11 protein-coding genes and 1 pseudogene are annotated in these 12,198 nt (G+C 45.9%); 8 read left to right on the top strand and 4 right to left on the bottom strand.

The annotated features are described in order from the left end of the window. The first annotated feature begins 141 nt into the window (after nt 1-141). Together QT974_RS07745 and QT974_RS07740 are read left to right on the top strand one after the other, a co-directional pair. Entirely contained in the window at nt 142-537 is a 396-nt protein-coding gene (locus QT974_RS07745; RefSeq protein ID WP_333467936.1) for a response regulator, read from the top strand. Beyond that, nucleotides 534-2,318 carry an adenylate/guanylate cyclase domain-containing protein gene (locus QT974_RS07740; protein WP_333467935.1) on the top strand — a complete coding sequence of 595 codons (1,785 nt, stop codon included), beginning with the start codon at nt 534-536 and terminating at the stop codon, nt 2,316-2,318. Before QT974_RS07745 ends, QT974_RS07740 begins: the two co-directional genes overlap by 4 nt. Before the next feature lie 147 nt (nt 2,319-2,465). Here QT974_RS07740 and QT974_RS07735 read toward each other — a convergent pair whose 3' ends face one another. From QT974_RS07735 to QT974_RS07725, 3 genes are all read right to left on the bottom strand, one after another. After that, nucleotides 2,466-5,438: a PAS domain-containing sensor histidine kinase gene (locus QT974_RS07735; protein ID WP_333467934.1), complete on the bottom strand. Its 2,973-nt coding sequence runs from the start codon at nt 5,436-5,438 to the stop codon at nt 2,466-2,468. Nucleotides 5,439-5,565: 127 nt separating this feature from the next. Beyond that, complete coding sequence (locus QT974_RS07730) at nt 5,566-5,727, bottom strand: hypothetical protein (RefSeq protein WP_333467933.1); 162 nt, start codon at nt 5,725-5,727, stop codon at nt 5,566-5,568. 156 nt (nt 5,728-5,883) lie between these two features. After that, entirely contained in the window at nt 5,884-6,111 is a 228-nt protein-coding gene (locus QT974_RS07725) for a hypothetical protein (protein WP_333467932.1), read from the bottom strand. Between the two features lie 334 nt (nt 6,112-6,445). Between QT974_RS07725 and trpD the strand changes: the two genes are divergently transcribed. After that, complete coding sequence (trpD, locus tag QT974_RS07720; RefSeq protein ID WP_333467931.1) at nt 6,446-7,567, top strand: anthranilate phosphoribosyltransferase; 1,122 nt, start codon at nt 6,446-6,448, stop codon at nt 7,565-7,567. Nucleotides 7,568-7,817: 250 nt separating this feature from the next. Here the strand turns inward: trpD and QT974_RS07715 are convergent, their stop codons facing one another. Then, complete coding sequence (locus QT974_RS07715) at nt 7,818-8,486, bottom strand: retropepsin-like aspartic protease family protein (protein ID WP_333467930.1); 669 nt, start codon at nt 8,484-8,486, stop codon at nt 7,818-7,820. A 191-nt stretch (nt 8,487-8,677) separates the two neighbouring features. On the opposite strand from QT974_RS07715, the gene carA reads away from it, so the two are divergent. From carA to QT974_RS07690, 5 genes and pseudogenes are all read left to right on the top strand, one after another. After that, nucleotides 8,678-9,829 carry a glutamine-hydrolyzing carbamoyl-phosphate synthase small subunit gene (gene carA, locus QT974_RS07710; protein WP_333467929.1) on the top strand — a complete coding sequence of 384 codons (1,152 nt, stop codon included), beginning with the start codon at nt 8,678-8,680 and terminating at the stop codon, nt 9,827-9,829. 229 nt (nt 9,830-10,058) lie between these two features. Continuing rightward, a complete protein-coding gene (locus QT974_RS07705; protein ID WP_333467928.1) occupies nt 10,059-10,415 on the top strand; it encodes an STAS domain-containing protein in 357 nt (118 codons plus the stop codon). 365 nt (nt 10,416-10,780) lie between these two features. Next, the gene (locus QT974_RS07700; RefSeq protein ID WP_333467927.1) at nt 10,781-10,912 is read left to right on the top strand and encodes a hypothetical protein; all 132 of its coding nucleotides are present in this window, start codon (nt 10,781-10,783) and stop codon (nt 10,910-10,912) included. 132 nt (nt 10,913-11,044) lie between these two features. Continuing rightward, on the top strand, nt 11,045-11,494 hold the full coding sequence (locus QT974_RS07695) for a Mini-ribonuclease 3 (RefSeq protein ID WP_333467926.1): 450 nt from the start codon (nt 11,045-11,047) through the stop codon (nt 11,492-11,494). A 323-nt stretch (nt 11,495-11,817) separates the two neighbouring features. Beyond that, a pseudogene (locus QT974_RS07690) lies at nt 11,818-12,198 on the top strand (23S rRNA (guanosine(2251)-2'-O)-methyltransferase RlmB); the annotation flags it as partial.

Below are 12,198 nucleotides of genomic sequence, written 5' to 3'. Positions count from 1 at the left end.
TTATACTGAGCTAAGGCTCTGGGTAAATCTGTTATGCAATAGATGCTGAGCGTGCAGCGATCGATCTTGACATCAGATCCATCCCGGTAAGTCGATCGACTATTCTCCAGCTAATTACTAATGAATCAGGAGCAATAACCAGTGTCTAAAGCAGTTATTTTGTGTGTTGATGATGAAAGAATGGTGCTGAACAGTCTCCGCACGCAGCTATCATCATCATTTGGCAATAATTATATTTATGAAGCGGCCGAGGATGCTGAGGAAGCTTTAGATTTAATTCAAGAATTAAGCGAAGAAAACGTGAGTATTGTGGTGATTATCTCTGATTGGTTAATGCCCGGTATGAAGGGAGATGAGCTACTGATTCGCATTCACGAGCAATTCCCTAAAGTAGTAAAAATTTTGCTGACAGGTCAAGCTGATGAAGTAGCGATTAATCGAGCCAAAGAATTCGCAAATCTCCACTGCTGTTTGTCTAAACCTTGGTCGGCAGCAGAATTGCTGGAAACTATCAAATCAGGTTTATCTCAACTATGAAACAACAGGTAATTGTCTGTGTAGATGATGACAACACCGTACTCAAGAGCCTCAAAGCAGAACTCCAAGAAGTTGTCGGCAATGCTTATCTGATAGAAATTGCTGAGGGTGGGGACGAAGCATTAGAGTTGATTGCAGAACTCTTGTCAGATGGGTATGAAGTGCCGTTAATTATTTCCGATCATATCATGCCGGAAATGAAGGGAGATGAACTATTAAAACAAGTCCATATACTTTCTCCCAAGACTATCAAAATTATGCTGACAGGACAAGCAGATATTGAGGCTGTGGGAAATGCTATAAAAAATGCTAACTTATATCGTTATATAGCCAAACCTTGGCAACAAGAAGACTTGAGTTTGACTGTAAAAGAAGCAGTAAACAGTTACCTGCAAAATCAACTGCTGGCCGCTCAAAACGCGCAGCTTCAGCAAATGAATCAGGAATTGGCGGATTTAAACCGCGAGCAAGGCTTGCTGATTGCCCTACTTCACGAAAATGAAAATCGCTTGACGCAGTTTTTGGAAGCAATGCCAGTTGGGGTGGGAGTCTTGGACTCGGAGGGCAAAGTTTACTATATTAATCAGAAAGCAAAAAAGATATTTGGCAAAGGAGTTGTACCGAATACGAGTACCGAACAACTGTCAGAGGTTTATCAAGTCTATAAAGCTGGGACAAATCAAGAATATCCTCCCGAAAATTTACCGATTGTGCGAGCTTTGAGGGGGGAAAATGCCACCGCTGAAGATATAGAAGTGCATAACGGCGATAAAATTATCTCCTTAGAAATTTCGGCAACTCCGATTTATGATACAAACGCCAAAGTTACCTACGCTATTAATACTCTCTTAGATATTACCGATCGCAAAAAAGCTGAAGTCGAGCGCAAAAAATTGATTACAGAACTTTTTCAAGTTAATTGCAATCTGGAACTGGCACTAGATACAGAAGTTAAAATCACTGAGGCGACAAGTCGCTTTGTACCAAATCAATTTTTATCTTGTTTGGGATGTGACAGTATTGTTGATGTTAAATTGGGAGATGCGGTAGAGTTGGAAATGTCGATTTTGTTTTCTGACATTCGCGATTTCACAACGATTTCGGAACAGATGACACCGCAAGAAAATTTTAAATTTATAAATTCATATTTGAGTTATATGGAACCGCTGATTGTGGAAAATAAGGGGTTTATTGATAAATATATTGGCGATGCAGTTATGGCTTTGTTTAGCGAGGGTGCGGATGATGCGGTGAAAGCTGGAATTGCGATGCTGCATACTCTTGGTGAATACAATCGACATCGTGCTTCTATGGGCTATGTGCCGATTCAGATTGGAGTAGGAATTAATACTGGTTCTTTGATGTTGGGTACTGTTGGCGGACGCAATCGGATGGATGGTACTGTGATTGGCGATGCGGTTAATTTGGCTGCTCGGATTGAAAATTTGACGAAGAATTATGGTGTGTCCCTGTTAATTACTCAGCAGACTGTCGATCGCTTGACTAATCCTGCTGATTATGCAATTCGGGTAATTGATAAAGTTCAGGTTAAGGGGAAGTCTGAATGGGTGACTGTTTATGAAGTTTTTGATGCGGATTTGCCGGATGTTAAAGCGGGAAAGTTGGCTAGTTTGCAACTCTTTGCTCAGGCTTTGTCTTTGTACAATATCTATAATTTTAGTGAAGCTGCGGGACTTTTTGCTGATTGTTTGCGGCAAAATTCGGGGGATAGGGTGGCTCAAATTTATTTGGATAGGTGTCAGTTGACAGTTGACAGTTGACAGTTGATAGTTGGCAGTTGACAGTTGACAGTTGACAGTTGACAATTGACAGTTGACAGTTGTTACCTACTACTAATCAACTAATAACGTTCGCGAGCGGGGACGCTCGCAAAACATGACTATTGACTATTGACTAATAACTATTGACTAATGACTGTTTTGCTCGATCGGCATTTCGATGATAAATTCGGCTCCTTGGCCTGGTGCAGACACGCAACTCAGCATCCCGCCGTGTTCTTGGAGGACTTTGTAGGAAATTGACAGGCCCAAACCAGTGCCTTTACCGGCGGGTTTGGTGGTAAAAAACGCCTCGAACAACTGCTGGGAGACTTCCTCTGGCATACCGAGGCCGTTGTCAGAAATCCTAATTATAGCCTTGGAGTTTTGAACTTCCGTCTTAATTTTAATCTTGCTGCGGTTAGCTTTGACTTCGGCAACCGATCGCCCTGCGTTGTATTCCTCGATCGCATCGATCGCATTTCCGATCAAATTCATAAATACCTGATTGACTTTACCGGAATAACACTCAACTAAAGGCAAATTTCCATATTCCTTAATTACCGCAATTTCGGGATAGTTCCCACGTGCCCTCAATCGGCTTTGCAGGATTAGCAGCGTTCCTTCAATCCCTTCGTGTAGATTAACCTTGGTCATTTGAGAATCGTCTTTGCGAGAGAAATTTCTGAGCGATCGCACAATTTCCCGAATGCGATCGGCTCCAATTTGCATCGAAGAGATCGCTTTTGGCAAATCTTCTAAGAGAAAATCTAGCTCGATATCTTCAATTTGCTTTTGAATTGATGCTGGTGGCTGCGGGCAATGTTTCTGATACATATCGATCAAATGCAGCAAATCTTCGGTATAGTGGCCGACGTGGACGAGATTGCCGCACACGCTGCTCACGGGATTGTTAATTTCGTGGGCTACACCGGCTACCATTTGACCGAGTGTAGACATTTTTTCAGTGTGAATCAATACCGCTTGAGTTTGCTGCAATTCTTGCAAAGTATGTTCGAGCTGAAGTTTTTGCTGGGTCAACTCGGTTTGCGATCGCAGCAAAGCTTCTTCGCTGCGTTTTTGTTCGGAAATATCAGTAATCAATCCTTCCAAAGCGATCAATTCTCCCAAGTCAGAAAATACTCCCAAACCTTGCTCCCAAACCCATTTTACTTCGCCGTTTTTAGAAGTTATGCGGTAATTTAACTGATATGGTCGATTTTCTTGCAAAGCAACTTCCACGGCATTACAGAATATTTCGCGATCGTCCGGGTGTGTCAATTCCGAGAGAGAAACTTGGCGGGTACCGATAAATTCTTCAGGAGAATAGCCGGATAACTGATAGCAACCTTCGCTAACAAACTCCATACTGCGATCGGCATCGTTGCGAAAACGGTAGGCCATCCCCGGCAAATTGCTCATCAGCGTGGATAAGGCGCGCTGGCTTTCCCGCAGGGCTTCTTCTGCGTGTTTGCGATCGGTAATATCCGTCATCACCGTCAGCATGCAGAGTTCCCCCTCCAAATTGATCAACTCCGCTGACAGCAAACACACCACCACCGATCCCGACTTCATCTGAAACTCGCATTCCTGATTGCGAACCACACCTTTTTCTTGCAAACTTTGTCTAAAATCTACTCGGTCTTGCAGCCTTACCCAAATATTTAATTCAGGTACCGCATGACCGACTATTTCATCTCTCAAGTAACCGAGAGTTGACAAAAAACTGTCGTTAACCTCCAGAAACCGCCCCTCTGTAAAAGTAGTAATAGTCATCGGATCTGGACTAGAACGAAAAGCCTTAGAAAATTTTTCCTCCGACAAACTCAACTGTTTTATAGCATCTTCCAACTGACTTGTCCGGTCTTTCACCCGGTATTCCAACACCTCGTTAGCCTGTTTGAGAGCCACCTGAGCCTGCACGCGATCGGTGATATCGCGCACCACAGCTTGCAGACCCATTTTGCCGCCGATATCCATAGAAGTTAACAGCACTTCCGCCGGAAACTCGGAACGGTCTAAACGGCAGTGGCGCCAGTCAAAACGGCAATTTCCCGTTTGCAGAGCCGTATTAATCCGCTCTTGAGATAGACTTATAGAATCTTGTCCGTCCGGTTGCATCAGCGGGCTAAATTGTGAAGGATGCTTGCCACAAAACTCCGATTCTGTGCTGCATCCAAATAACTTTAAAGTAGCCGGATTGCAATCTAAAAAACCCTCTTCATCTAGCAGCATTACCGCATCTGTTGTCGATTCGTACAAAGTGCGAAACTTTTTTTCCGATGCTTGCAAAGAAGTAATCAACTGCATCCTTTCTTCTCCCGCCTGCTTTTGCCTAGTAATGTCTTGCATTACTTGAGAAAAGCCTTGCAACTCTCCGCTTTCATCCCGCAAAGGAGTAACAATAATCTTCGCCCAAAATCGTGAGCCGTCTTGACGAAACCGCCAGCCTTCACTTTGATATCTACCTGCTGCGATAGCTGTGGTTAATTTTTGTTGAGGTAGGTTAATTGCAATATCTTCAGGCGTATAAAAGCACTCAGAATTTTTGTTTACTATTTCGCTTGCTTCATACCCTAAAATTCTTTTTGCCCCTGAATTCCAGCTCGCTACATATCCATTAGTATCTAACATGAATATTGCATAATCTTTGACGCCTTCAATGACCATGCGCAGGCGTTCTTCGCTTTCGCGCATTGCAGATTCGGCATTCTTGCGCTGGGTAATATCTTCTACAAAACCTTCGTAGTAAAGCAATCTACCGCCTTCATCGCAGACAGCCCGCGCATTTTCTGCAATCCAAATTATTGTGCCATCTCGGCGATAAATCTGCGATTCAAAATCTGACACGACGCCTTGTTCTTGCAAAGCAGAAATAAACTGATCGCGCCGATCGCGATCGACGTAAAGCTGATCGCTGATATTAGTCAGGCTGTCCATCAGTTCTCCCGCGGAATTATATCCGTAAATGCGAGCCAAAGCTGGGTTAGCACTGAGGTAGCGACCGTCTTGGGTGGTTTGAAAAATACCAGACACAGCATTTTCAAACATACTGTAATATTTTGCTTCCATTTGGTGCAGTGCCTCCTCGATATTCTGGCAATCGATCGATTTGTTTTCCAATTTACACTCGATTGTTGTGTTTTCTAGTTTTTGGTGTCTCACTTTTGAATACCCTGCTGTGTTTTTGTGTAAAATTCAATATGTTTGGTAGATTAGTAGCATAGATAGATGCTGTATCCCCTATCAATCAACCGCCTGGTTGTGTAATTTTTGGGATGATTTCTCTATTGCTGGCGACACATATCACAAGCAAATACAGCAGTGTTCCTACAGAATACGTGTATTTGATGCGATCGAGAACTGCTAGAGTTGGAGATTCCAGGGACGCTGCTGTTTTTACTGCCTTCATTTATTGCCCTGTTCGTTAGTAGAGTTGTCAAAGGTTAACCAGTCCGGTATATATTTTTATTCTAAAAATAGATTTGAATATTGGAACGGCTAATCTATGCGCTAAAAGTTACCGTCATTTGGGGAAAACCAGACAGTTAAAAGCTTTCTCAATATATTAGCAATTACACACCCTGAAATTAGTTACCTGCCAGCCAGTTTTTGCTGTTTTGGCAGTCGCTTCTACCGCTGCCGTTTTGACTGACGATCGCACGACTAACTCCCTCCAAGTAATCCGCCAGTCGCCGGGAATGGTGGCGCGTTGAAATTGATTTTTAGGCGGCACATAGTATAGCGGACGATCGATCGCTCCTGACGAGAGGGGCACCATATTTAAAATTGTCACAATCCCGGGGACGATTGTTGTATCAAAAACTTCATATTCGGATGCTGCGGGCGAAAAAATTCTGTAGCGGTGCTGTCATTTCCGCAAAAATCGGGGTGGCGCCGCGCCAAATGTCCCCAGCAAGTCTGGTAAAATCCCGATCGACTCTCACTTTGCCCAGACATCAAAACATCCCACCCCAGCCAAAAAATATTCTCGCTACAGCGGTTCTCTCGAAGAGTGAGGTATTCACCAATTAATTAACAATTCCTCAATTCCCCAATCCAAAATCCCAAATCTCAAATCTAAAATCTCAAATCTCAACCTGTACCTCATATACCCGAGAAAGCTATACATGACTGATTCTCCCGTCGCACTTGCAACACCAGACAGATCCTCCGCTTTAATTTTGACAGCGGACTCTCCCCTGTGGCCAGCGCTGCTCCAACAACTTTTAGACAGACAATCCCTCTCGCGCGCCCAAGCCGCCGACTTGATGCAGGGATGGCTCGCAGAAGCCATACCCCCGGTGCTTTCCGGCGCAATTTTAGCAGCCCTGCAAGTTAAAGGCATCTCTGCCCCAGAATTAGCAGGAATGGCTCAGGTATTGCAGTCTGGGTCACTCACAGGCGCGTCCCAGAGTGTTGTCGATGATCGCCAATCTCCCATCTCCAATCTCAAATTAATCGATACTTGCGGCACCGGCGGCGACGGTGCATCAACTTTTAACATTTCCACTGCTGTCGCCTTTGTCGCCGCCGCCGGCAAAGTTCGAGTCGCCAAACACGGAAATCGATCGGCATCCAGCAAAGTCGGTTCTGCTGACGTGTTGGAAGCACTCGGAGTCAATCTGGGCGCCGATCCTGCCAAGGTAAAAGCTGCCGTAGACGCTATAGGCATCACCTTTTTATTTGCCCCTGGGTGGCATCCCGCACTCAAGGCTGTAGCGTCGCTCCGGCGCACTTTGAAAGTACGGACTGTTTTTAACCTTTTAGGGCCTCTCGTCAATCCTATGCGCCCTAAAGGGCAGGTAATCGGGGTATTCGATCCCAGTCTGGTATCAACTATTGCCCAAGCTTTGGGCGAGTTGGGGACTGAGTTGGCGATAGTCGTTCACGGCCGAGAAAAGTTGGACGAGGCGGGTTTGGGTGATGTGACTGATTTGGCGGTTTTGTCGGGCGGCGAAGTTGAACTGACTACTTTGCACCCGGAACAGGTAGGATTGACACCAAGTGCGATCGGCTCATTGAAAGGCGGAAATGTTGAGGAAAACGCCGAGATTTTGCGGAATGTTTTGCAAGGCAAAGGTACAGCAGCACAAATGGATGTTGTAGCTTTGAATGCGTCTTTGGCTTTTCAGGTGGCAGGTGTAATTGCGATCGGTTCCCACGCAGCAGGAGTTTCTCTGGCTAAGGACATTTTATTGAGCGGCGAATCTTGGTTGAAGTTGCAGCAGTTGGTTGAGTTTTTGAGGTGAAGGAAGAAGTTCGGCAACGATCGATGTGTGGGATTTAGCAGGTGCTGAGGGATATTAGGGGAAGAGGCGAGAAGCAAGAAGATAGAATAATCAGAACCGGAGCATTTCAATGAATGCAAAAAGTATTTTTAAACAGTGCGAGCCTCGTTGAGGAGCGAGCTACACAAAAAGCTCGCGAGCGAGGAACCTCGCACTAGAAAAGCTTCCCTCTTCCTTCTTCCCTCTTCCCTCTTCTCTGTTCCTTCTTCTTTCACACTCGCGATCGAAATTCAATCACATCTTGCTTAATAGTCACATCTTTATTACCAAAAAAGTCATGTCCGAGCAGCCCGATTTCTAGGGCTGGGGAGATCGGTACCACTACATTGTTAATCGCCAAACCGCCAGCCTCGATTGAAGTCAGACTACCCAGAGAAAAAGTAGCCTCTCCGTTAGGAGTTTTTGCTTGCACGGTTCCTTTTGGAACTATCCCCAAAGCGGTAGCCATTGCTGGCGTAATTACTGTGCGGCTGGCTCCAGAATCCACCATCATATCGAACTTTTGGTTGCCGTTAAATGTAACTTCTATAACTGGAATATTAGCTTCTCGGCGTTTAATTTTGACCAGAAATACTCCCAACTTAGTATCAGACTTAGTAGCAGACTTAGTATCAGACTTAGTATCCGGCGTCAATTCTTGGGGGCCAAAACCGCAGACAGAACGACTCAAGCTGACTGTTTGGCCGCGAGAGTTGCGCATGAAGCATCCCTCACTTTCTTGAGCCGTCGCTGGCGAGGAGTTGATGGCGGTGTCAATTAAAATTGAACTGCTCACAGAAATAACGGCTGTTAAAGCCAGTAACGCTTGGCGGAGGTTGTGAGCGTTTAGCAGAGGCTTTTTTGAGTTTGAGAGTAAAAGCAAGGGAGATTTGCTGACCATGGTTTGATTAAACAGTGTAGGTCGATCGTAACAATCACAACTGCCTTTTGGTATAGATATTCCAAGACTCCGGTACCAGCACCTTTTTCCCTTGGCTGGCACAAATTAAAATAATATCTGTATATTGCCGGCTAGCATCAAATCCCCGGCAGTGGTAAGAATTAAACCAAACGACTGTAATTAAGGATGCCATGTCACTTTCAACTGCACAACCCGCCCTCCTAGTCCTAGCTGACGGTACTGCTTACCGCGGCTGGTCTTTTGGGGCTGACGCCACCGTCGTCGGCGAAGTAGTTTTCAATACCGGAATGACCGGCTACCAAGAAGTCTTGACCGATCCGAGCTATTGCGGTCAAATTGTCACTTTTACTTATCCAGAATTGGGCAATACTGGGGTCAATATCGAAGACGAAGAATCTGCGCGGCCGCAAATTCGCGGGGCGATCGCCCGGAACGTATGCAGCCGTCCCAGCAACTGGCGCTGTTCGCAATCCCTGCAAGACTACCTAAAACAATACGACATCCCCGGCATTTACGGCATCGACACCCGCGCCCTGACTCGCAAAATTCGCACCGTGGGAGCCATTAACGGCGGCATTTCGACGGTGATTCTCGACCAGGCGGAGCTTTTGGAGCAAGTGCAAAGCGCCCCCAGCATGGCCGGACTGAATCTGGTGCGGGAAGTGACCACCCGGGAGGTCTATGAGTGGTCGGAAGCCACAGATGCGGTATGGGAGTTCAGTCCGACAATCAAGCCGGATAACGGCGAAATGTGGACGGTGGTAGCGCTAGATTTTGGGATCAAGCGCAACATCCTGCGCCGTTTGGCGAGTTACGGCTGTCGGGTGATTGTTGTACCCGCTGACACGTCAGCCGAGGCAATTCTCAAATACAACCCGGATGGCATTTTTCTGTCGAACGGGCCGGGAGATCCGTCCACGGTAACGGAAGGGATCGCGACGGCGAAAGCTTTGTTGAAGTCGGACAAACCTGTGTTCGGTATCTGTATGGGACACCAGATTCTGGGCATTTCCTTGGGTGCAGAAACTTTTAAACTGAAGTTCGGGCACCGGGGATTAAATCATCCGGCGGGTTTAACCGAGCAAGTAGAAATTACTAGCCAAAATCACGGTTTTGCGATCGACCCGGACTCCCTAGTCCCGGAAGTGGAAATTACTCACCTCAATTTGAACGATCGCACTGTAGCCGGATTGAAGCACAAAACCTTGCCGCTGTTCTCAGTCCAATACCACCCAGAAGCCAGTCCCGGCCCCCACGACGCAGACTATTTGTTCGATCGATTCGTCCAGTCTATGCGAGACCATCAGAAAGTAACAGCTTAGTCATCTCTGGGGAGTCATGAGTCATTAGTCATTGGTCAGTAGTCAATAGTCATTGGTCAGTAGTCATTGTCCAGGTAAGCAGTTTGTGCAGATGACCAATGACCAATGACCAATGACCAATGACTAATGACCCATAACTAAAAAACTGTAGACAAAATACCAAAAAACTCCTATAATGAAGCCTCGACTTTAAGCCATATCTAGCTAGGAGGGTGTCATTCCTGAGTCATTGACCCTGACCGTTAGCCTCAGAGGCACTCGCGAAGTCAAGAATAACTATCAGTTATTTCGCTTGACTGGCCTGCTGGACGCTTTTTCTGAGGCCACTTTTCGGAAGGTACTGAGTAAATGTATTGACGAGGGCCCAAAACACTTAATTTTGGACTTGTCTCAGATCGACTTTGTGGATAGTTCAGGCTTGGGCGCGCTTGTGCAACTTGTCAAGAAAGCGCAAACCTTGGAAGGGACATTGCAAATTGTCTCAAATCCCCGCGTAACTCAGACTGTTAAACTGGTTCGCTTAGAGAAATTTTTGTCTTTGCAGCCTTCGGTTGATGAGGCGGTTAAAAACGTCAAGGATGCTTGACCAAAAATTTGGGATACAAGCCCCGTCCTTTTAGGACGGCTTTAATTGTTCCTAATTTTATTGGCAAAGCCTATAATACAACAACACTCAAAAGATTTCTAGGCCCAAGACGCGTTGAAACAGCTACGATGCGGGCAAACTTAGAGACGGCTATAAGGGCAATGGTTAGCTCCAACCTGGAAGCAGAGTAAAAAGTCGCCATAGGGCATTGGGAGACTCTAAACGGACGCAGAGACAGAGTAAGACTACGACCAGCATCAGTCGATGAAGCGTCAAGAATCACCGAACTTTTAGGGCGGTGAGTATGTCAAGCCAAAGTGGATTGAATTAGCTATCCGGTTTTCAACGCTGGATAGCAAATTTTTATGGTTTGGCGGCTCAAAAAACACCGCTTTTCCCAGAAGCTGCTCGCCAGCGGTGCTATTTCCCTCCATGCTTTGACGAACGGTGCAGGAGTAGTAAAATATGTGTGGCAAATACGCGGAAAAATGGTATAAAAATTAAGGAGCCAGCAGGCCTACGCGATCGCCTTAACAAAGCAGTGCAGTCGCTATAATTGCTGCCAAGACGAAAGACGAAATAAGTAAGTGTAGAAAACCAAGCTGTGCGGAAGTTTTATTTAAAAAAGTATGTCGCCTCTAGCAGATGACGGACTCAAACTGAGTCTGACTGATATCAGTTTAAATCGAGTCCATCCTGCGAGGGCGACACCAGCAGAAATAGAAAGGATTTCGCCCGCAGCATGGGCATATTTGGGAGATGCAGTCTACGAACTCTACATTAGGAGTTCGTACTTAATGCCACCCAGAAGATTGCAAGCTTATCACGAATTGGTGGTGGGGCAAGTACGAGCCGAAACTCAAGCGAGTCACTTGCGATCGATCTCTCCTTACTTGAACAGTACAGAATTAGCAATTATCAAGCGCGGCCGCAATGCCGTATCCGGCCGTTCTAAGCGAGCCGATCCAGAAATATACCAACAAGCCAGCAGCTTAGAAACTTTGATCGGATATTTGTACCTCACCGATCCCGAAAGATTGACCGAAATTATGGCACTTTTAGAACTTGAGACTGACTGAAAGTATTGAGGAATTAAGAGTTGGGAATAGCGAGGGATAAATAAAAAAATAGTAATTGCACGGCGGTCAACCGTTCAACAAGAAAAAGCTCGTCAAAGAAAACAGGATTTATCAGTCATTAACTAGCAACTTGTTAGACAGCAAAATCTTGCTTTCAAAACCTGCTTTATCTAAAATCTCAAAGCCCCAAGATTGCTCCCTCAATCTCAAATCTCAAACTTGTTGGAAGTCGAAGCATCTCAAATCTCAAAGCCCTAAATATCTGTCAAATCTCAAATCTCAAATCTCAAATCTCAAATCGCAGTGACTGCGACAACAAACCAATGAGAAAATTTACCAAACCCAACTCTTCGCGATCGAATTCCGACAGCAAGCCATTCAATCGCGAAGGCCGCCGTCAAGACTCACAACCATCCTCTGGCCGCTTTGAACGCAAGCCCCGTCCCGACACTCGCTCAACAGACGCGCCTCAGAAGCGATCGACCTTCTCCCCCCAATCCCGAGAAATGCCCGTGCGAGCAATTTTCAAACGGAATGCCGATTCCGACAGCCAACCGTCCATACGCAGACATTTCAAAGACAGAGACGCAGACAGCAGCAGCCCGCAGCCAGCCCGCAACAATTTCCGAGACAGAGACAGAGACGGATACAGCAGCCCGCAGCCAGCCCGCAACAACTTCCGAGACAGAGACAGAGATAGAGAC

The sequence above is a fragment of the Microcoleus sp. BM001215392 genome, assembly GCF_036700185.1.
Classification (GTDB): domain Bacteria; phylum Cyanobacteriota; class Cyanobacteriia; order Cyanobacteriales; family Microcoleaceae; genus Microcoleus.
This window is presented reverse-complemented; position numbering and strand designations above follow the sequence as displayed.

Excerpts from the sequence above, each read along its gene's own strand:
- trpD (WP_333467931.1), top strand. The coding sequence starts at position 6,446 with ATGACTGATTCTCCCGTCGCACTTGCAACACCAGACAGATCCTCCGCT.
- QT974_RS07730 (WP_333467933.1), bottom strand. The coding sequence starts at position 5,727 with ATGAAGGCAGTAAAAACAGCAGCGTCCCTGGAATCTCCAACTCTAGCA.
- QT974_RS07695 (WP_333467926.1), top strand. The coding sequence starts at position 11,045 with ATGTCGCCTCTAGCAGATGACGGACTCAAACTGAGTCTGACTGATATC.
- carA (WP_333467929.1), top strand. The coding sequence starts at position 8,678 with ATGTCACTTTCAACTGCACAACCCGCCCTCCTAGTCCTAGCTGACGGT.
- QT974_RS07715 (WP_333467930.1), bottom strand. The coding sequence starts at position 8,486 with ATGGTCAGCAAATCTCCCTTGCTTTTACTCTCAAACTCAAAAAAGCCT.
- QT974_RS07700 (WP_333467927.1), top strand. The coding sequence starts at position 10,781 with ATGGTTTGGCGGCTCAAAAAACACCGCTTTTCCCAGAAGCTGCTCGCC.
- QT974_RS07740 (WP_333467935.1), top strand. The coding sequence starts at position 534 with ATGAAACAACAGGTAATTGTCTGTGTAGATGATGACAACACCGTACTC.